This window comes from Streptomyces sp. NPDC059455 (genome assembly GCF_042750115.1).
Taxonomy (GTDB): domain Bacteria; phylum Actinomycetota; class Actinomycetes; order Streptomycetales; family Streptomycetaceae; genus Streptomyces; species Streptomyces endocoffeicus.
The window spans coordinates 25,617-44,511 of record NZ_JBHYVB010000038.1; the positions used below are offsets into that span (position 1 = coordinate 25,617).

The 18,895-nt window shown below is 71.2% G+C and carries 18 protein-coding genes; 13 read left to right on the top strand and 5 right to left on the bottom strand.

Annotation, left to right across the window (positions count from 1 at the left end):
- Positions 1-260 precede the first annotated feature (260 nt).
- On the top strand, positions 261-1,607 hold the full coding sequence (locus ACFXB5_RS16205) for an FAD-binding protein (RefSeq protein WP_385207813.1): 1,347 nt from the start codon (positions 261-263) through the stop codon (positions 1,605-1,607).
- A gap of 49 nt (positions 1,608-1,656) precedes the next feature.
- Here the strand turns inward: ACFXB5_RS16205 and ACFXB5_RS16210 are convergent, their stop codons facing one another.
- The 3 genes from ACFXB5_RS16210 to ACFXB5_RS16220 form a co-directional block, all read right to left on the bottom strand.
- Positions 1,657-2,427 (bottom strand): SDR family NAD(P)-dependent oxidoreductase, encoded by a 771-nt coding sequence (locus tag ACFXB5_RS16210; protein WP_385207816.1) that lies wholly within the window; start codon positions 2,425-2,427, stop codon positions 1,657-1,659.
- 113 nt (positions 2,428-2,540) lie between these two features.
- Entirely contained in the window at positions 2,541-3,569 is a 1,029-nt protein-coding gene (locus tag ACFXB5_RS16215; RefSeq protein ID WP_385207819.1) for a phosphotransferase family protein, read from the bottom strand.
- Positions 3,566-4,768: an acyl-CoA dehydrogenase family protein gene (locus ACFXB5_RS16220; protein ID WP_385207821.1), complete on the bottom strand. Its 1,203-nt coding sequence runs from the start codon at positions 4,766-4,768 to the stop codon at positions 3,566-3,568. Before ACFXB5_RS16220 ends, ACFXB5_RS16215 begins: the two co-directional genes overlap by 4 nt.
- Positions 4,769-4,989: 221 nt before the next feature.
- Here ACFXB5_RS16220 and ACFXB5_RS16225 point away from each other — a divergent pair, with 221 nt between their 5' ends.
- Positions 4,990-6,309, top strand: a complete 1,320-nt coding sequence (locus ACFXB5_RS16225; RefSeq protein ID WP_385207823.1) for an MFS transporter — start codon at positions 4,990-4,992, stop codon at positions 6,307-6,309.
- A 61-nt stretch (positions 6,310-6,370) separates the two neighbouring features.
- Here ACFXB5_RS16225 and ACFXB5_RS16230 read toward each other — a convergent pair whose 3' ends face one another.
- Positions 6,371-7,114 (bottom strand): SDR family oxidoreductase, encoded by a 744-nt coding sequence (locus ACFXB5_RS16230; RefSeq protein ID WP_385207825.1) that lies wholly within the window; start codon positions 7,112-7,114, stop codon positions 6,371-6,373.
- 249 nt (positions 7,115-7,363) lie between these two features.
- A complete protein-coding gene (locus tag ACFXB5_RS16235; RefSeq protein ID WP_385207827.1) occupies positions 7,364-8,404 on the bottom strand; it encodes an NAD(P)-dependent alcohol dehydrogenase in 1,041 nt (346 codons plus the stop codon).
- A 95-nt stretch (positions 8,405-8,499) separates the two neighbouring features.
- Here ACFXB5_RS16235 and ACFXB5_RS16240 point away from each other — a divergent pair, with 95 nt between their 5' ends.
- From ACFXB5_RS16240 to ACFXB5_RS16290, 11 genes are all read left to right on the top strand, one after another.
- Positions 8,500-9,303 carry an SDR family NAD(P)-dependent oxidoreductase gene (locus ACFXB5_RS16240; protein ID WP_385207829.1) on the top strand — a complete coding sequence of 268 codons (804 nt, stop codon included), beginning with the start codon at positions 8,500-8,502 and terminating at the stop codon, positions 9,301-9,303.
- Positions 9,304-9,430: 127 nt separating this feature from the next.
- Positions 9,431-10,603, top strand: a complete 1,173-nt coding sequence (locus ACFXB5_RS16245) for an acyl-CoA dehydrogenase family protein (RefSeq protein ID WP_385207832.1) — start codon at positions 9,431-9,433, stop codon at positions 10,601-10,603.
- A gap of 94 nt (positions 10,604-10,697) precedes the next feature.
- Positions 10,698-11,486, top strand: a complete 789-nt coding sequence (locus tag ACFXB5_RS16250) for an enoyl-CoA hydratase/isomerase family protein (RefSeq protein ID WP_385207834.1) — start codon at positions 10,698-10,700, stop codon at positions 11,484-11,486.
- Positions 11,487-11,491: 5 nt separating this feature from the next.
- Positions 11,492-11,875, top strand: coding sequence for an OB-fold domain-containing protein (locus ACFXB5_RS16255; RefSeq protein ID WP_351903183.1), 384 nt, complete (start codon positions 11,492-11,494; stop codon positions 11,873-11,875).
- Positions 11,872-13,017 carry a thiolase family protein gene (locus tag ACFXB5_RS16260; protein ID WP_385207837.1) on the top strand — a complete coding sequence of 382 codons (1,146 nt, stop codon included), beginning with the start codon at positions 11,872-11,874 and terminating at the stop codon, positions 13,015-13,017. Before ACFXB5_RS16255 ends, ACFXB5_RS16260 begins: the two co-directional genes overlap by 4 nt.
- 78 nt (positions 13,018-13,095) lie before the next feature.
- Positions 13,096-14,298 carry an acyl-CoA dehydrogenase family protein gene (locus ACFXB5_RS16265; RefSeq protein WP_385207840.1) on the top strand — a complete coding sequence of 401 codons (1,203 nt, stop codon included), beginning with the start codon at positions 13,096-13,098 and terminating at the stop codon, positions 14,296-14,298.
- On the top strand, positions 14,295-15,269 hold the full coding sequence (locus ACFXB5_RS16270) for a phosphotransferase family protein (protein ID WP_385207843.1): 975 nt from the start codon (positions 14,295-14,297) through the stop codon (positions 15,267-15,269). Before ACFXB5_RS16265 ends, ACFXB5_RS16270 begins: the two co-directional genes overlap by 4 nt.
- A 37-nt stretch (positions 15,270-15,306) precedes the next feature.
- Positions 15,307-16,539, top strand: a complete 1,233-nt coding sequence (locus ACFXB5_RS16275; RefSeq protein WP_385207845.1) for an acyl-CoA dehydrogenase family protein — start codon at positions 15,307-15,309, stop codon at positions 16,537-16,539.
- Positions 16,536-17,312 (top strand): SDR family oxidoreductase, encoded by a 777-nt coding sequence (locus tag ACFXB5_RS16280; RefSeq protein ID WP_385146433.1) that lies wholly within the window; start codon positions 16,536-16,538, stop codon positions 17,310-17,312. Before ACFXB5_RS16275 ends, ACFXB5_RS16280 begins: the two co-directional genes overlap by 4 nt.
- Positions 17,309-18,100: an SDR family NAD(P)-dependent oxidoreductase gene (locus ACFXB5_RS16285; protein WP_385207848.1), complete on the top strand. Its 792-nt coding sequence runs from the start codon at positions 17,309-17,311 to the stop codon at positions 18,098-18,100. Before ACFXB5_RS16280 ends, ACFXB5_RS16285 begins: the two co-directional genes overlap by 4 nt.
- On the top strand, positions 18,097-18,888 hold the full coding sequence (locus ACFXB5_RS16290) for an enoyl-CoA hydratase/isomerase family protein (RefSeq protein WP_385207851.1): 792 nt from the start codon (positions 18,097-18,099) through the stop codon (positions 18,886-18,888). Before ACFXB5_RS16285 ends, ACFXB5_RS16290 begins: the two co-directional genes overlap by 4 nt.
- The last annotated feature ends 7 nt before the right edge of the window (positions 18,889-18,895 follow it).

Here is an 18,895-nt window from a genome sequence, read left to right on the forward strand (position 1 = left end):
CACGCGCCCGCGGCGCCCCGTCTTCGACTTCGACACCACAACCGGTGACGGCGTCCGCGTCATCGGCGGCAGCGGCGGAACGCGGACCTTCACCTCGATCGCCGAGCTGGCTGCTCACTACTGCCGAAACCCTCATCAAGAGAATCCACTTCGGTCTCGGTGGTATCGGTTCTGGCTGGTTGATCGGGTCCCAGTACTTGTTCTTTGAACTGGATTCGGTTTTGCTGAGAGGGTCGTCCCAGGACCGGAGGGGAGTCGCGTTGCGCGCGGAAGAAGTCGATCTGCTCATCATCGGTGCGGGTATGGCGGGGTTGACCGCCGGTGCCCGCGCGGTTCGCAACGGGCTGTCCGTCACGGTCGTGGAGATCGGTACGGACGTCGGCGGTTCCGCGCTCTTCGCGGGTTACGCATGGACCGCGCCGAGCCACGACATCATGGACCAGCACAATCCATATGGAGACACCGCGCTCAAGCGCGCCCTCGTGGATCGGTTCCCCGAGGGCATCTCATGGATCCGTTCCCTCGGCGTGGACATCAAAGACGCGCAGCGCGTCCTCAGCTTCGGTCGCGGGCACCAGTTCGACACCCATCAGTACGTCGCCACCTGTCGACAAGCCATCCGCCAAGGCGGTGGCGCGTTGCTGTTGGAAACGTGCGCCGAAAGGCTGGTGGTCGAGGACGGGGGGGTGGCGGGAGCGGAGCTGAGGTTGGCCGATGGCACGCACCTGCGCGTGCGTGCCGGGTCCACCCTCATCGCGACCGGCGGGTTTCAGGGCGATCCGGAACTCCGCGCCGCGCATCTGCACCCCCGTGCCGGAGGCATGCAGCTCCGCTCCAACTCCTTCAGCCGCGGCGGCGGTTACCGTCTGGCCACCCAGGTCGGTGCCGCCACCGGCCACGATGACGCGGGCTTCTACGGCCATCTCATCCCCAGTGGCATCTCCTTCGCCGACCCGGCGGACTTCGTCGACCTGTCGCTCTACTACAGCGAGCACGCCCTTCTGTTCAACGTGGACAACGACCGGTTCGTGGACGAGACGCTGGGCGACCACCTCACGGCCATGGCGTTGCTGGAGCAGCCCGAGAGCCGGGGCCTTCTCATCGCTGACGCCCGGGTGTTCCGTGACTGGGTCGTCGGCTCGTACGTCGAGGGCGCGGTCGCCGTGGACAAGTTCGCTCTGGCCGGTAAGCGGGGCGGCCGGGTGGGACTCGCCGAAGACCTCGACGAACTGGCTTACCTCCCGGAGGAATGGGGGTACCAGGGCGGCGCCGTGCGCGACGCGGTCAAGCTGTTCAACGAACACGCCGCGGCGGGGCTGAAGCCGGTGCCCGGCCGGCAGCTGGACCGCCTCCCGCTCGACGAACCGCCGTACTACGTGATCGAGACGGTACCGGCCATCACCTTCCCGTTTCACGGTGTCCGCGTCGACGACCGGGCCCGCGTACTGCGCGGGGACGGCGAACCGCTCCCCGGACTCCTCGCGGCCGGGTCGGACACCGGTGGCCTGTGGCACCGCGCCTACGCCGGTGGCATCGCCTCGGCCCTGGTGTTCGGACTGACCGCCGCGGACACCGCCACCGCGACGGCGTCACAGGCGACGGACTGACCGCTCGCCGCCCCCACCCGGTTCGTCCGCCACGACGGGTGGTGTCCCGTCAGCGTGCCGTCCAGCCACCGTCCACGTACAGCTCCGAGCCGGTCACGAAGCTCGCGTCCTGGGAGGCGAGGAACGCGACGGCCCCCGCGACCTCTTCCGGCGTGCCGAGCCGCCCCATGGGGGTGCCCTCGACCATCGCGGTGTGACGGGGCGTGCCCTGCCACAGTTCGCGCGAGAGCGGGGTCTCGATGAAACCGGGATGGATCGAATTGACGCGGACGCCGCGCGTGGCCCAGTGCAGCGCGGCGTTCTTCGTCATCAGCCGCACCGCACCCTTCGCCGCGTGGTACGAGAACTGGCTGCCGAAGCCGCCCACCGTGCCGAAGATCGACGCGATGTTGACGATCGAACCGCCACCGGAGCGTTCGATCGCGGGGCCACCGTGCTTCATGCCGAGCCAGACACCGCCCTGGGTCACCGCGATGACCTTGTCCCAGGACTCCTGGGTCTCCGTCTCCACGGTGCGCATCTGGGCGATACCCGCGTTGTTGACGAGCACGGACAGACCGCCCAGTTCGGAGACCACACGCTCGACCGCGCCGCGCCACGCCTCCTCGTCGCTCACATCCAGCGCGAGACCCAGCGCCGCCGCTCCTTCGGCCGCCAGCTCCTTCGTCAACTCCTCCGCCAGCTGCCCGCAGCGGTCGGCGTCCACGTCGGTCACCACCACCGTGGCGCCCTCGATGGCCAACCGCCGCGAGACGGCGGCTCCTATACCGCCGGTCGCGCCGGTGACCAGGGCGATCTGTCCGGACAGTCGGTCTCGCACGGGCTCTCCTCCATCTTGCGTGGCATCTTGGGCGGAAACCCGCGCGGCGTCTTGGGCGGAAACCCGCGCGGCGTCTCGCGTGGCATCACGCATGGCATCTCCGGTGTCAGCCGTCACGGCAGCAGCTCCAGCCCCGAGCGCAGCAGCGCGGGCACCGCGGAGCCGACCCGCTCGAATCCCGTTCCGACCGTCTGTCCCGCCGTAAAGCGGGCGTGGATGCCCTCCGCGATGACGGCGAGCTTGAAACAGCCCAGTGCCTGGTAAAAGGGCAGGCCATCGATGTCCCGTCCGGACTTCTCGGCGTATCGCTCGGCCACCTCGCGGCCCGAGGGAAATCCGGAGTTGGCCGTCGGGACGTGGCGCGCGCCGAGGACCGGTTCGCAGGTCCGGTCCCAGTACATGAGCAGCATCCCGAGGTCGGCGAGCGGATCGCCGAGCGTGGCCATCTCCCAGTCGAGGACGGCGGCGATCCGCCCGAACTCGCCGGGTGCCAGGATGACGTTGTCCAGGCGGTAGTCGCCGTGCACGATGGCCGGGGTGCCGCTCGCGGGCAGGGAACGGGCCAGCCTGCCGTGCAGTTCGTCGAGGTCGGGCAGGCTCCGCGTGGCGACCTTGTCCCACTGCCCGCGCCATCGCCGCACCTGGCGCTCCAGATAGCCGTCGGGTCGGCCGAAGTCGCCGAGCCCCACGGTGGCGGCGTCCACCGAGTGCAGTGTGACCAGGGTGTCCACCAGCGCGTCAGCGGCGTGCCGGGCGTCGTCGGGCGGGAGGGCGGCGGCCTCGTCGCCGTCGCGCAGCACCATGCCCTCCACGAAGTCGACGACACAGAACGGCGCCCCGATCACCTCCGGGTCCGTGCAGGACAGCACGGACCGGGCGACCGGCACCGCGGTGTCGCCGAGCGCCGCGACGACGCGGTATTCGCGGTCCATGTCGTGCGCGGTCGGTGTCAGCACCCCCAGCGGCGGCCGGCGCAGCACCCACCGGTGTGCCCCGTCGGTCACCGCGTAGGTGAGATTGGAGCGCCCGCCCTGCAGGAGCGTGATCCCGAGCGGGCCCGCGCACTCGGGTACGTGGCGTTCGAAGTAGCGCTGCAACGCGGCCACGTCGACTCCGGCCACCGTCGTCCCGGAACTGGTCACCGAGTGGCCCTCCGCTCCCGCGCCGCCCGCACCGCGCGCTTGGCGATGGCCCAGCGATGGGTCTCGGAAGGGCCGTCGTAGATACGGAACGGACGCACCTCGCGGTACAGCCGCGACAGCGGGGCGTCCCCCGAGATGCCGAGCGCACCGCATATCTGGACGGCTCGGTCGACCACCCGGTTCACCGCCTCGGAGACGTAGGTCTTGGCGATCGAGGTGTGCTGGGCGGCCGGGCGGCCCTGGTCCAGCTCCCAGCAGGCCCGCCACAGCACCGCCCGGCTGGTCTCGATGTCGATCTCGGAGTCGGCCAGCATCTGCTGCACCATGCCCAGTTCGGCCAGCGGTTTGCCGAAGGCGGAACGGTCGGCCGCGCGCTCCAGGGCGATGTCCTGCGCCCGCCGGGCCACTCCGAGCCAGCGCATGCAGTGGGTCATGCGCGCGGGCCCCAGGCGCACCTGGGCGTACCCGAAGCCCTGGTCCACCTCGCCCAGTACGGCCTCGTCCCCGACCTCACAGCCTTCGAAGGCGATTTCGCTGTGCCCGCCGAAGAGGCCCTGGTCCAGGGTGTCGATATTCCGGACGATCTTCATGCCGGGGTTGTCGGCGGCGATGAGGAACATCGTCGCGCCGCCCGGGTCGCCGGGGCCGCCGCTGGTGCGGGCCATGCAGATGGCGAAGGCCGCTCCGTCGGCGCCGCTGATGAACCACTTGCGGCCGTCGATCCGCCAGCCGCCGTCGATCTTCGTCGCGGTCGTCGTGAGCGCACGCGGATCGGATCCGGCGCCCGGCGCCGGCTCGGTCATCGCGAAGCACGAGCGCGCCTCACCGGCCGCCAGCGGGCGCAGATACCGCTCCTTCTGCTCCTCCGTGGCCACCACCTCGAGCAGATGCGTATTGCCCTCGTCGGGAGCCGCGCAGTTGAGCGCGAGCGGCCCCAGCAGCGAGTACCCGGCCGCCTCGAAGACCACTGCCTGCCCGCACAGGTCCAGTCCGAGTCCGCCCCATTCGGCGCCGACGTGCGGGGCGAACACCCCCGCCTCGCGGGCCGCGTCCTGAAGTCGGCGGCGCAGCGGCTCCGGCCCGGCATGGACATTGCCGTCACACGCCTGCTCCTCGGGGATCACCACCTCCCGTACGAATTCGGTGGTGCGCCGCGCGATCTCCGCGACTTTGTCCTCGATCTCGAACCCGATGGGCACGTTGCACTCCCGAACTCGGTACTGCCGACCAGCGCGGCGACATGCCGCTCCACCTTGTATGAGTAAACCGAATCGAATTCAGATACTCAACCCGTGACCACGGCACCTGCAGTGCTTCCTGAGAAAACCCTGTTCGACGGCTAGCTGTACTGAGTTCAGTTCTGTAGCGTCCCGGGCGTCGGCAGGGTACCGGACCGTGCCGCGGGGAAGGGAGCCACATCATGAGCACCACACAGCAGCCCGCGCCGCCGGGGGAGGAGCCCGCGTCGCCGGAGGAGTCGCCGTCGTACGATCCACGTACGGTGCGCCGCGCGATGCTCGCCGGGAGCATCGGCACCCTGATCGAGTACTTCGATTTCAGCGTCTACGGCTATCTCGCCGTGGCGATCGCTCCGCAGTTCTTCCCGAGCGACGATCCGGCGGCGTCGACGCTGGCGGCGCTCGCGGTGTTCGCCACGGGCCTCGTGGTGCGGCCGATCGGCGGTGTCTTCTTCGGATGGCTCGGTGACCGATGGGGACGCCGCAAGGCGCTGGTCTCCTCGGTGCTGTGCATGGGGGTGGCCAGCAGCCTCACCGGACTGCTGCCGACCTACAGCCAGATCGGCGTGTTCGCCGCGGTGCTCCTGTTCATCACCCGGCTGGTGCAGGGCATCTCCTCGGGCGGCGAGTCGGTCGGCGCCTACACCTACATCTACGAGTCGGCGCCACCCCAGCGCAGAGCCTTCCTCGGCGCCGTCACGCCCATCGGGTCCAACCTCGGGTTCATGTTCGCGGCCACGACGGCCGGAGCGATCTCCGCCCTCACCACCAAGGAACAGATGGGCGACTGGGGCTGGCGGCTGCCCTTCCTGATGGCCGTGCCGCTCACCATCCTCTGCCTGTGGGCCCGGCTGCGGATCGAGGACACTCCGGAATTCAAGCAGGCCGCAGAGCGCGCCGACATCCCCGCGGCTCCGATCCGAGAGGTCCTGGCCACCCACCGTACGGCGCTGCTGCAGTCCGTCGGCCTGGCCATGGCACAGGGCGGCGCCATCTTCCTCGGGCTGACGTACATCGGCATCTACATGACCACCAACCTGGGATACGACACCACGCAGGTCTACTGGCTGAGCGCGGGCGTCGTGCTCGTCACCGTGCTGCTCATGGTGCCGGCCGGCCGGCTCGCCGCACGGTTCGGCTGCAAACGCGTCCTGATGGGCGGGCTGCTGGGCTTCCTGGTGACCGCCTACCCCGCGATGGTGCTCATGGGCCAGGACAGCCTGGCGCTGGCCGGTCTGGCCTATATGCTCCTGATGCTGAGCAGTGCGTTCGTGCAGGTCCCGGCGGCGAGTTTGTGGCCGCATCTGTTCGAACGCCGGGTCCGCTACACCGGTATGGCGATCGGGTACAACATCGGCACCGTCCTCGCGGGCGGTACGGCTCCGTACATCGCGGCCTTCCTGGTCGACCGGACCGGGAACCTGCTCTCCCCGGCGTTCTTCGTCATGCTGGTCTGCCTGATCGGGATCGGTTCCCTGCTCACCGTTCGCAAGGATGTGTAGAGGTCGTTCGGCCGTGGTGGCGGCAGGCTGCCACGCACGGCCGCGGGCTCTCGGCGCCGCTCTAATCCGCGGTGGAGTGGCGGCCATGCCCGATGGTCTGGCCGCCGTCGATGAGGAACTCCCCGCCCGTGGTGTAGGAGGCGTCGTCGCTGGCCAGGAAGAGCACCATGCGGGTGACCTCCTCGGGTTCCCCGATCCGCGCCACCGGCTGATGGGCGAAAAGTTCGGGTGAGGCGGTCTCACCCATGGACGTGCGGATGACCCCGGGGTGTACGGAATTGATCCGTACCCCGCTGCCTGCCAGGTCCAATGCGGCGGCCTTGGTCATCCCGCGCACCCCCCACTTGCTCGCCACATAGCCGATGCCACCGGCGAAACCCGTCATGCCGGCGGCCGAGGAGACGTTGACGACGGCCCCGTGGCCGCGGTCGCGCATGCCGGGGAGGACGGTGTGCATGCCGAGGAAGGCGCCCACCAGATTGACGTCGATGATCCGGCGGAAGTGTTCGGGCGACTGCTCCTCCACACCGCCGTAGTGCATGATCCCCGCGTTGTTGACCAGGACATCCACGGGACCGAGGGTGTCCTCGACCGTACGGACGACGGACCGCCACTCCGCCTCGTCGGTGACGTCGAGGTGGCAGTACCGCGTGTGGGGGAGCTCCCCGGCCAGGGCCTGCCCCTCATCGTCCAGCAGGTCGCAGACGGCGACCCGGGCGCCCTCCGCGACCAGCCCCCGTACATGCGTGGCACCCATGCCCCGGGCGCCGCCGGTGACGATCGCTACTTTTCCGTCGAAGCGCATGCTGAACTTCCCTTCCGCGCCATCCGTGAGTTCCCGTATCCGTGAGATCCGTGAGGCCTCGCATCCGAGAGCACTCGCGTCCATGAGGCCCGTATTCGTGAGATCCCAGATCCCAGATCCGTGGAGCCCCAGATCCGTGGAGCCCCAGATCCGTGAGCCCCGGGTCCGTGAGCCGACGCGTCCATGAGCCCATGCGTCCGTGAGCCCCCGCGTCCATGAGCCGGAGCCATCAGTCCACCGCGAGTGTGATCAGTCCGGTACGAGCACGGTCCGGCCCCGCACCTGGCCCCGGCGAAGCCGGTCGATCGCCTCCGGAGCGGCGGACAGCGGGAAGCGCTCCGTCTCGACGTGGAGCGCCCCCGAACGTGCCAGCGTGACGACCGCGGCCAGTTCCTGGCGCGTTCCCCAGAAGGGCAGTGACAGCCGGAAGCCGGGTGGGAGGACACCCGGCTTGGACACCGTCAGGCTGCCGCCTCCGCTTCCGACGACGGCGAGTTCGCCACCGGGGCGCAGGATGCCGGTCGCGAGTTCCAGCGTCTGTGCGGCGCCGACGAAGTCGAACACGGCGTCCGCCCCCACGCCACCGCTGCGCGCCCTGAGGACGCGGGCGGTGTCCGGCCGCATCAGGGTGCCGAAGTCCGCGCCGGAGCGGTCCGCGAGAGCCAGGGCGTCCTCCCGGACATCGACCGCCAGCACCCGGCTCGCGGTGGTCGCATGGAGGATCTGGATGGCCAGATGACCGAGCCCGCCGACGCCGATGACGACGGCGGTGGTGCCCTCGCCGAGTGTGTTCCGGAGCCCGGCCACGGCGTGGTAGGACGTCAGGCCCGCGTCGGAGAGCGGGGCGGCCTGGTCGGCCGGCAGATCGCCGATCGGCACCAGATGGCGGGCGGAGGGGACGAGTAGATACTCGGCCATTCCGCCGTCCCGGCCCAGTCCCGCCCCGTGCCAGGCGAGGGTGTTCCGCCGGTCGCAGTAGTTGTCGGAGCCCGCGGCGCACCGCGCGCAGGAGCCGCAGCCCCACGGCCCGTAGAGCACCACGCGGTCACCTGCCCGCACCCCGTCGGCGGTGGGCCCCAGGGCCGTGACCTGCCCGGCGACCTCGTGGCCGAGGGTGAACGGCAGCCGGTAGGGGAGCGCGCCCGGAGCAGCGTCGATGACGTGCAGGTCGGAGCCGCACAGACCGGCGGCCTCGACCCGCATCAGCACCTCGGCGCCGTGGGGGACGGGCCGCTCGACCTCAGCCGGTGCCGGAGCCTCGCCCCAGGCTGTCAGTCGCAGTGCCCTCATCTTCACCGTCCCGGGTCTTGTCAGCGCCGCGGCTGCCACGGTAACAGAGGTGAAGTCGGTTCAATAGATGTCTGAGGCAACGGAAGGGGATCGCCGTGACGCGCGAAGAGGTCCGCACGGGGAAGTTCGCCGGCAAGGTCGCGATGGTGACGGGAGCCGCCTCGGGCATCGGCGCGGCGGTCGCCCGGCAACTGGCCGCGGAAGGGGCGCGGGCCGTCGTCCTGGCGGACGTGAACGGCGACGGTGCGGCGGCCGTCGCCGAGGAACTGCCCGCCGCCCGGGCGGTCGCACTCGACGTCGCGGACGCGGCGGGCGTCGACAGTGCCTTCCAGGACGTACTGCGCCGGCACGGGCGCCTCGACGTCCTGGTGCACGCGGCGGGGGTCGATGATCCCGAGGCGAAGCGGCGCATCGCGGACGCGGCCGTCGAAGGCCGGCCGGTCGAGTTGACCGATTCCCTCGACGACGCCTCCTGGCGGCGGGTCCTGCGCGTGAACCTGGACGGAACCTTCCATGTGCTGCGCGCCGCGGTGCGGATCATGCGGCCCCGCGGGGCCGGGGCGATCGTGGTGATCGGATCGTCGTCGGCTTTCGACGCGCCCGTCGGCTACCCCCATTACGCCGCCTCCAAGGCGGGTGTGCACGCGCTGGCCCAAGCCGTGGCCAAGGAGGTCATCGCGTCCGGGATCCGCGTGAACCTGGTGGCGCCGGGGCCGACGGAGACGGGGATGGCGGCCCGCACCCCCGAGGTGCTGCGGTCGTCCTTCGCCGACCCGCGGGTGCGCCCGTACGCCACGCCCGAGGAGATATCCGAGATCGCCCTCTTTCTCGCGAGCGATGCCGCGGCGAACCTCGTCGGCGCGGTGCTGCTCGCCAATGGCGGCCGGTTCACCGCCTGAGCGGATCCGGACCCGCCCCGATCCTGGCGCCGGACGGTCTTGCCTGCCTGGAGTCCCATGCTTACGGTCATGAATTGAGTTCAATTCTTGCGCTCCATGCCCGCCGTACCAGCACGATGGAGATCCCATGCACCGTCGCCACCCCGAGATCGACCCCCAGCTGCTGTCCGAAACGGATGAACAGCGACAATTGCGTACCATCCTGCGGGACCTCTACGCCGAGGCGAGCGGTGTCGAGGAGGTGCGCAAGCATCTGGCCACCCCGCGCGGATACGACGAAGGGCTCTGGGCGCGGCTCGCGGGCGAGATCGGCGTCCACGGCCTGGCCGTTCCGGAGGAGTACGGCGGGTCGGGCTTCACCTTCGCCGAGCTGGCCGTGGCCCTGGAGGAATCCGGACGCGCCCTGTACTGCGCGCCGCTGCTGCCCACGGTGGTCCTGGCCGCACACGCTCTGCTGTTCAGCGGCGACCGTACGGCATGCGAGCGCTATCTGCCCCGGATCGCCGACGGCACGCTCACCGCCACCGTGGCCGGGTTCGGCCTCGACGCGCCCGGTGGGCCCGGTGGGCCCGGTGGGCCCGGCGTCACCGCCGAACAGGGGAGCAACGGCTGGGTGCTGCGCGGGCGGGCGGACTTCGTGCTCGACGGGGCCGCTGCGGATCTGCTCCTGGTGCGGGCCGGAACGCCCGCCGGACCTCGGATCTTCGCCTGTGAGCCCGCCCCCGATACCTGCCGGCGGACGCCGCGCCGCGTCCTGGACGAGACGCGGCGCCAGGCGCTGGTGGAGTTCGGGGGTGCCCCGGCCACCGCCGTGGGCACGGCGGAGGAGGCCGAGGGCACGGTTTCGGCCACGTTGGACACCGGGCGGGCCGCGCTGGCGGCCGAGCAGGTCGGCGGCAGCGGGCACGCTCTGGACGCCACGGTGGCCTTCGTGGCGCAGCGCCACCAGTTCGGGCGCCCCATCGGGTCCTTCCAGGCCGTCAAGCACCGGCTGGCCGATGTACTGGTGGCGCTGGAGGCGGCGCGCTCGGGGTCCGCGTACGCGACCGCCTGCGCCGCCGTCGCCTCGCCGCAGCTGCCGGTGGCCGCCTGTGCCGCCGCCGTGGTCTGCTCCGAGACCTTCCGCCTGGCGACGGCCGAGTACGTCCAGCTGCACGGCGGGATCGGCTTCACCTGGGAGCACCCGGCTCATCTGTATGTGCGCCGGGCGCGCGGCGCCGAGGTGTTGTTCGGCACGGCGGACCAGCACCGGACCCGGCTCGCCGAGCTCGTCGGTCTCGCCACCCGCCCCGCCGCCTGAACCGGAATAGGTATGTCTCGATCAAGGGCTTGACACCGTGCGACAATGGAATCAAAGTTGTAGTGAATTCAGTTCAGTTTCAGAGGGGTGAGGGATGACAACGGAAGAAGAGATCCAGTTCGAGCGCGACGGGCACGTTGCCCGGGTGTGGCTCAACCGTCCGTGGAAGAAGAACTGCGTCACCGTGCCGATCCTGGACCGGCTCGACGAGATCATCACCGAGGTGGACGAGGACCCCGAGCTTCGGGTCCTGGTCGTGCGCGGCCGCGGCGGCACCTTCTGCTCGGGGTTCGACCTCGACAGCCTGAAGGCCGAGTACGTCGGCAAGTCGAACGCGATCGACGTCGCGGTGAAGTCCGCGAAGGTGTGCGACCGCCTGTACTCGATGAAGACCCCCTCGGTCGCGGTCCTGGAGGGCCATGTCACCGCCGGCGGCTTCGAGATCATGATCTCCTGCGACTTCGCCATCTCCGCCGACGACGCGAAGATCGGCGACTTCCACATCCGCCGCGCGCTCTTCGGCGGGGCCGGTCCGATCTACCGGGTGCCGCGCATGATCGGCATCCGTAAGACCAAGGAGCTGATGCTCACCGGCAAGCTCCTCTCCGGTGTCGAGGCCGCCGAGTTCGGGCTGATCAACAAGTCGGCCCCGGCCGAGGAGCTGGACGCGACGGTCGATGAGTTCATCAGCCACCTCGCCGACAAGAGCCCCTTCACCATGTGGCTCACGAAGATGACGATCGACCGCAGCCTGGACGCCGACACCCAGTCGCTGATGGTGATGGAGCACCTCGCCGTGGGCGTGGCCCTCAACTCCGAGGATGCGAACGAGGGCGTGTCGGCGTTCCTGGAGAAGCGCGAACCCAAGTGGCAGGGGCGCTGATCCGGATGACCACGGATCCGCGGAGCCCAGCCGCCGGCGGGCTCCAGGGCGCACGCTGCTCCGGCTGCTCGGTGGCGGTGTACCCCGCGGACGACACGTGCCCGCGCTGCGGAGGGCCGGCCGATCCGGCGGCCCTCCAGGGCACGGGCACGCTGTGGACCTGGACGGTACAGCGGTACGCCCCCAAGTCGCCGCCCTACCAGGCCCCGCCCGGAGGCTTTGAGCCGTTCGCGCTCGGCTACGTCGAGCTGGCGGAGGGCGTGCGGGTGGCCGCCGTCCTCGACGTCGACGACCTCGACGCCGTCCGCATCGGCATGCCGCTCTCCGTGACCGCCGGTCCCGGGGTGCCCCGGGCCAGGCCCACGCCCCTGAGCGAGGAGGGCTCTTGAGTACCGATGTGCTGATCTGCGGCGCGGGACGCACCCCGTTCGGCCGGTCGGAGGCGACCGGCCGGCAGCTGGCCGTCACCGCCGTGAACGCCGCGCTGGCGGACGCCGGGATCGGGTGGTCGCGGGTGCGGGCCGCGTTCGGCGGCAGCGACAGCGCGGGCCTCGCGGACACCCTGGTGGCCCAACTCGGCCTGACCGGACTGCCGTTCGTCAATGTCAAGAACGGCTGCGCCACCGGTGGCAGCGCGCTGGTCTCCGCCGTGAACGCGATCCGGTCCGGCATGGCGGACGTCGTCCTCGCCGTCGGCTTCGACAAACACCCGCGCGGCGCCTTCGACCCCAGGCCCGAGGACTGGGGCCTGGGCGCGGAGTACGGCAGCGACGGGCTGATGGTGACCACCCAGTTCTTCGGCATGAAGATCCAGCGCTATATGCACGACCACGGGATCACCCCGCGGACCCTCGCCCTGGTCGCCGAGAAGGCGTACCGCAACGGCGGTCTGACCCCCGAGGCATGGCGGCGCGAACCGGTGTCCGCCGCGGAGATCCTGGAATCCGGCATGGTCAGCGATCCGCTGACGCGCTTCATGTTCTGCTCCCCGGGAGCGGGCGCGGCGGCGCTGGTCCTCTGCTCGCCCGAGGCCGCCCGCGCGATCGACGGCACACCGGTCACCCTGCGCTCGGCGGCCGTACGCACCCGGCGCTTCGGATCGTTCGAGGTGTTCAGCCCGTGGATTCCCGGGGGCACACTGACCAGCGTCAGCCGTGACGCCTCGGCCGCCGCCTTCGAGGAGGCGGGGCTCGGCCCCGGCGATGTCGACGTCTGTCAGCTGCAGGACACCGAGAGCGGTGCCGAGGTCATGCACATGGCCGAGTGCGGGTTCTGCGAGGACGGCGAGCAGGAGCGGCTGATCGCCTCCGGTGCCACCGGGATCGGCGGGACACTGCCGGTCAACACCGACGGCGGCTGCATCGCCAACGGCGAACCCATCGGCGCCTCGGGACTGCGCCAGGTCTACGAGGTCGTCCAGCAGCTGCGCGGCCGGGCCGGCGAGCGCCAGGTTCCCGACCGCCCCAGGATCGGCTTCACCCATGTGTACGGCGCCCCGGGCGTGAGCGCCTGCACGGTCCTGTCCCGTTGAAGGTCCCGTTGAAAGGCGCGCCGAAGGTGCGGAGGAATGTCCCACTGAACGGCCCCCCGATCGGAGGTGGAGGAAGAGATGAGCGGTATCCCGGAACCCGATGAGTTCCGCGCCGAGGCCCGGACGTGGCTCGCCGGCGCGGCCCGGCCCCGCGCCGCCGACGGGGAGTGGGGCAGCGGCTCCGACTCCGTCGCCGTGTTCGAGAACTGGACCGAGGAGCAGGAGCGCGAGCACACCGCCCGCGTCCAGGAGTGGGAACGCACCCGCTACGACCAGGGCTGGTCCGCGCTCAACTGGCCACAGGAGTACGGCGGACGAGGGCTGCCCGCGTACTACGAGCAGCTCTACCGCGGCGAAGAGGCGGCCTTCGACGTACCGCACCGCCCCGAGATCTTCCCCGTGACCCAAGCGCTCGTCGCCCCCGCGATCGGCCTGTGGGGCACCGAGGAACAGAAGCGGCGCTGGCTCGTGCCCATGCTGCGCACCGACGAGCTGGCCTGCCAGCTGTTCTCGGAGACCGAGGCGGGCTCCGACCTCGCCGCGGTGCGCACCAAGGCCGTGCGTGACGGCGACGGTTGGGTGCTCACCGGGCACAAGGTGTGGACCTCCGGTGCCCGCGTGGCGACCTGGGGCGTGGCGGTGTGCCGCACCGACCCGGACGTCCGCAAACACGCCGGCATCACCGTCTTCCTGGTGCGCATGGACGCGCCGGGTGTCACCGTACGGCCCATCCGGCAGATGACCGGTGGCACCAGTTTCAACGAGGTCTACCTCGACGGTGTGCGGGTGCCCGACACCGACCGGCTCGGGCCGGTCGGCGAGGGGTGGCGGGTCACGCTCAGCGTGCTGGCCGCCGAACGGCTCGACTCCGGCAGCCTCGGCCTGGACAACGCCGACCGGGCGCTGGACCTGGCCGGGAACCTGTCGCGCCCCCTCACCGGGGGCGAACAGCAGCGGGCCGCCGACCTCCACCTCCGCACCCTCGTCCAGCGGCTCATGGGACTGCGGGTGACCGCCGCCCTCGTCGCCGGGCGCGAACCGGGCGCGGAGGCATCGGTCGGCAAGCTGTACGCCACCGAGACCATGCGGCGCACCAGCGACCTGGTGTCCGAGCTGCTGGGGCCGAGCCTCGTGGCGGACACGGGGGAGTGGGGCACCTACGCCTGGACGGAGCACCTGCTGGGCGCCCCCGGCTACAGCATCGCGGGCGGCACCGACGAGATCCAGCGCACCATCCTCGCCGAGCGCGTACTCGGCCTGCCCAAGGAGCCCGTCCGATGAGCATGGCCACCGAGGTGCCGGAGCTGGCCGCCCGGGTCCGCGACCGGCTCGCCCGCCACCACCCGGGCGCGGCCATCGGCGAGTTGGAGGTGCTGCCGGGCGGCCACTCCGGGCTGACCTACGAGGTCGCGGCGGGGGACGCCCGGTACGTCGTCAAGGCCGTGCCACCGGGGCAGCGGCCCGTCGGACGCAACGACGTCCTGCGCCAGGCACGGGTGCTGGGCGCGCTGGCCGGGTCCGCGGTGCCGGTACCGGGCGTCGTGGCCGTCGACGAGACCCAACCCGCCTGGTTCGCCATGGACTTCGCGGACGGTGAGGCCGTCGAGCCGGTACTGGACGACCACGAGGTGCCCGACGCGACGGCCCGCGCCCGGATGCTGGAGATCGCGTCCGTCCTGCGGCGGCTGCACGGCACCGATGTGCACACCCCCGGGCTCGATCCGCCCGCACCGCTCGACCCCTCCGGCGAGCTGGAGCGATGGAGCCGCACCCTGCGTGCCGTTCCCACCGAACTGCGGCCCGGCGGGGAGGAGTTGCTGGTACGTCTCGCCGATGGCGTACCAGGCGGCCTCCCGCCGGTGCTGCTGCACGGGGACTTCCGGCTCGGCAATGTGCTGTGCGCGGGCGAGCGGGCGGTGGCCGTCGTCGACTGGGAGATCTGGAGCGTCGGCGACCCGCGCATCGACCTGGGCTGGTTCCTGCTCTTCGCCGACCACCACAACTTCCCCCAGCTGGGCCACGCCGTGCCCGGACTGCCCGGCGAGGCCGAACTGCTGGACACCTACGGTGCCGGGCGGCCCGCGCTGCCCGCGATGGACTGGTTCCGGGCACTCGGCCGCATGAAGATGGCCGCGATCATGGGCCATAACCTCCGCCGGCACCGCGAGGGCAAGCACCACGACCCGGACCAGGAACGCCTGCCGCCCACCATCGCCGCCATGATCCGCACGGCCCGCGACATCCTCGGCTGATCCGGCAGCGGTACGCCCCCACCGAACAGGAGCAATCGTGGATTTCGGATACTCGCCACGGGCGAGTGAACTCCAGGACCGCATGCGGTCGTTCATGGACGAACACGTCTTCCCCGCGGAGGCGACGTACGACCGGCAGCTGGCCGAAGGGGACGACCCGCACGCCCTGCCGCCGGTGATGGCCGAGCTGAAGGAGAAGGCCCGCGCGGAGGGCCTGTGGAACCTCTTCATGGCGCACGGCGACTGGGGCGCGGGGCTCAGCAACCTCGAATACGCGCCGCTCGCCGGACTGGCGGGCGAATCCATCATCGGCCCCGAGGTGTTCAACTGCTCGGCGCCCGACACCGGCAACATGGAGCTGCTCGCGCTGTACGGCACCCCCGAGCAGCAGGAGCGCTGGCTGCGGCCCCTGCTCGAGGCGGAGATCCGCTCATGCTTCGCCATGACCGAGCCGGAGGTCGCCAGCTCCGACGCCCGTAACATCCGCACCCGCATCACCCGCGACGGCGACGCTTATGTCGTCAACGGCCGCAAGTGGTACACCTCCGGGATCCTCGACCCCGACTGCAAGCTGATCATCCTGATGGGCAAGACCGACCCGGAGGCGCCCACCTACCGGCAGCAGTCCATGCTGCTCATCCCCAGGGACACCCCGGGCGTCACGGTCCTGCGCGACCTGCCGATGTTCGGCTACACCGACCGCCTCGGACACGGCGATGTGCTCTTCGAGGACGTCCGCGTGCCGGTGGAGAACATCCTCGTCGGCGAGGGCGAGGGTTTCGCACTCGCCCAGGGACGGCTCGGTCCCGGCCGGATGCACTACGCGATGCGCGCCGTGGGTTTCGCCGAGCGCGCCCTGCGGCTGATGTGCGAGCGCGTCACCGAACGCATCGCCTTCGGCGGACCCCTCGCCGACCAGGGCGTGGTCCGGGAGTGGATCGCCCGCAGCCGCATCGAGATCGAGCAGCTGCGGCTCCTCGTCCTCAAATCGGCCTGGCTGATGGACACCGCCGGCAACGCAGCCGCCCGTATGGAGGTCGCCGCGATCAAGGTCGCGGCGCTGGAGGTCGCCCACAAGGTCGTCGACCGCGCGGTGCAGGCGCACGGCGCGGCGGGGGTCAGCGACGACACCGTACTGGCCCGCCTGTACGCCATCACCCGGGCACTGAAGATCGCCGACGGCCCCGACGAAGTGCATCTGCGGACGGTGGCCCGCCAGGAACTCGCGCCGTACAAGAAGAAGACCGATACGAAGGCAGGGGCAGCGTGAGCGCCAACAGCCTCGACGGCAAGGTGGCCGTCATCACCGGCGGATCCCGCGGCATCGGCCTCGGCATCGCCACCGCCTACCGGGCGGCCGGCGCACATGTGGTGATCGCGGCCCGTAAACCGGCCGGACTCGCCGAGGCCCGCGAGGAGTTGCTGCGCGTCAAGGGCGACGGCGACGTACACACGGTGGTGGCGAACGCCGGTGAACCGGAGCAGGCCGAGCGGTGCGTCGAGGAGACCATGGCCCGCTTCGGCCGCCTCGACATCCTCGTCAACAACGCGGCGACCAACCCGTACCACGGCGATCTGCTCGATCTGGACCTGCCGCGCGCGGAGAAGACCGTCCGCGTCAACCAGTACGGCATGATCGCCTGGACCCGGTGTGCCTGGCGGGCCTGGATGGCCGAACACGGGGGAGCGGTGGTCAACATCGCCTCCGTCGGCGGGCTCATCGTCGATCCGCACATCGGCTACTACAACGCCACCAAGGCCGCCATGCTGCACATGACCCGGCAGCTCGCCTACGAACTCGGGCCGCACGCCCGCGTCAACGCCATCGCCCCCGGACTGATCAAGACCGAGCTGGCACGGGCGGTGTGGGAGGTCCGCGAGCCGATCCTCACCGCCAAGCTGCCGCTGCGGCGCCTCGGCACCGTGGAGGACGTGGCCCACGCCGCGCTGTTCCTGGCCTCCGACGCCTCCTCCTGGATGACCGGCCAGACCCTGGTGCTCGACGGCGGCGCGACCGCCCTGCCGATCGGGGTGGAGGGATGACCGAGCCAGGGAACGTGCCCCAACCCGCCGCGGAGCTGTTCTCGCTGCGGGGCAGGACGGCCGTGGTCACCGGCGCGTCCGCGGGGCTCGGCGCACGCTTCGCCGCCGTCCTCGCGCAGGCGGGCGCCACCGTGTTCGCCGCCGCCCGGCGGATCGACCGGCTGAAGGAACTCGCCGACGCAGGCGAGCGCATCCACCCCGTCGCCTGCGACGTCTCGCTCGCCGCCGACCGTACACGGCTGGTCGAGACCGCGCGGACCACCACCGGCCGCGTCGACATCCTGGTGAACAACGCGGCCACGTCCGGCGAGACCCGCGCCGAGGACGAATCCCCGGACGCCTTCGCCGACGTCCTCGGCGTCAACCTCACCGCCCCCTTCCATCTGGCACGCCTCGTGGCCGAGGCGCCCGCCGGGGACGGCGCGCCGCCCCGCAGCGTCATCAACGTGTCCTCCATCCTCGGCCTGGTCACCGCCGCCCCGCTGGGCGGCGCGAGCTACGCGGCGTCCAAGGCCGGGCTGATCGGGCTGACCCGGGAGCTGGCCGGTCAGTGGGGCGCGTCCGGAACTCGCGTCAACGCGCTCGCCCCGGGCTGGTTCCGCACCGAGATGACCGCCGACCTCTTCGGCGACGAGCGCTCCAGCCGCTGGGTCGAGCGCAACACGCTGCTGCGGCGCGGTGGCGGGGCCCACGAACTCGACGGCGCGCTGCTGTTCCTCGCCTCGGACGCCTCCTCATACTGCACCGGCCAGGTGCTGACCGTCGACGGCGGATGGACCGCGCGATGAGGGTCGGCATCGAGATCGACGACGGCCTGGCCCGCGTCACCCTGCGCCGCGGCGAGGCGGGCAACGCCATCGACCTGGAGATGGCACGCGGACTGCTGGACGCCGCGCGCACCTGCGCCGCCGAGGCGGTACGGGCCGTGCTGCTGACCGGCGAGGGGAAGTCCTTCTGCGTCGGCGGCGACCTCGGGGAGTTCTCCCGGCTCTCCGGCGAGGCGCTGGAGAAGCACCTCATCGAGGTGACCGGCGCGCTCCACGAGGCCCTGCGTACGTTCGCGGCGGGCGACGCGCCCGTGGTGGCCGCCGTGCAGGGAGCCGTCGCCGGTGCGGGCATCGGCCTGGCCGCGTCCGCCGATGTGACCCTCGCCGCCGACAACGCCTCGTTCACCACCGCCTACACCGGAATCGGTTACTCACCGGATGCCGGAGTGAGCTGGTTCCTGCCCCGGCTCGTCGGTCCCAAGCGGGCCCTGGACCTGCTGCTGACCAACCGCCGCGTCAAGGCGGCGGAAGCCGAGGCCATCGGACTGGTGAGCCGGGTCGTCGCCCCCGACCAGTTGACCGCCGAGGCCGTCCGTACGGCTGAGGCCCTGCGTGACGGGCCCACTGCCGCCTTCGGCGCCACCCGCCGTCTCGTCGCCACCGGGCTGACCTCGGACCTCGGCACGCACCTGGACCGCGAGGCCCATGCGATCGCCGCCGCGGCCTCCTCCGCCGCGGGCCGCGAGGGCGTCGCCGCCTTCCTGGCCAAGCGGGCGCCCGACTTCACCCGCGCCGCCCCCAGCACCTGACACCTCC

What these genes read in the sequence shown, in the direction of transcription:
- ACFXB5_RS16290 (WP_385207851.1), top strand. Translation starts at nt 18,097, where the DNA reads ATGAGGGTCGGCATCGAGATCGACGACGGCCTGGCCCGCGTCACCCTG.
- ACFXB5_RS16285 (WP_385207848.1), top strand. Translation starts at nt 17,309, where the DNA reads ATGACCGAGCCAGGGAACGTGCCCCAACCCGCCGCGGAGCTGTTCTCG.
- ACFXB5_RS16245 (WP_385207832.1), top strand. Translation starts at nt 9,431, where the DNA reads ATGCACCGTCGCCACCCCGAGATCGACCCCCAGCTGCTGTCCGAAACG.
- ACFXB5_RS16265 (WP_385207840.1), top strand. Translation starts at nt 13,096, where the DNA reads ATGAGCGGTATCCCGGAACCCGATGAGTTCCGCGCCGAGGCCCGGACG.
- ACFXB5_RS16270 (WP_385207843.1), top strand. Translation starts at nt 14,295, where the DNA reads ATGAGCATGGCCACCGAGGTGCCGGAGCTGGCCGCCCGGGTCCGCGAC.
- ACFXB5_RS16230 (WP_385207825.1), bottom strand. Translation starts at nt 7,114, where the DNA reads ATGCGCTTCGACGGAAAAGTAGCGATCGTCACCGGCGGCGCCCGGGGC.
- ACFXB5_RS16235 (WP_385207827.1), bottom strand. Translation starts at nt 8,404, where the DNA reads ATGAGGGCACTGCGACTGACAGCCTGGGGCGAGGCTCCGGCACCGGCT.
- ACFXB5_RS16255 (WP_351903183.1), top strand. Translation starts at nt 11,492, where the DNA reads ATGACCACGGATCCGCGGAGCCCAGCCGCCGGCGGGCTCCAGGGCGCA.
- ACFXB5_RS16250 (WP_385207834.1), top strand. Translation starts at nt 10,698, where the DNA reads ATGACAACGGAAGAAGAGATCCAGTTCGAGCGCGACGGGCACGTTGCC.
- ACFXB5_RS16225 (WP_385207823.1), top strand. Translation starts at nt 4,990, where the DNA reads ATGAGCACCACACAGCAGCCCGCGCCGCCGGGGGAGGAGCCCGCGTCG.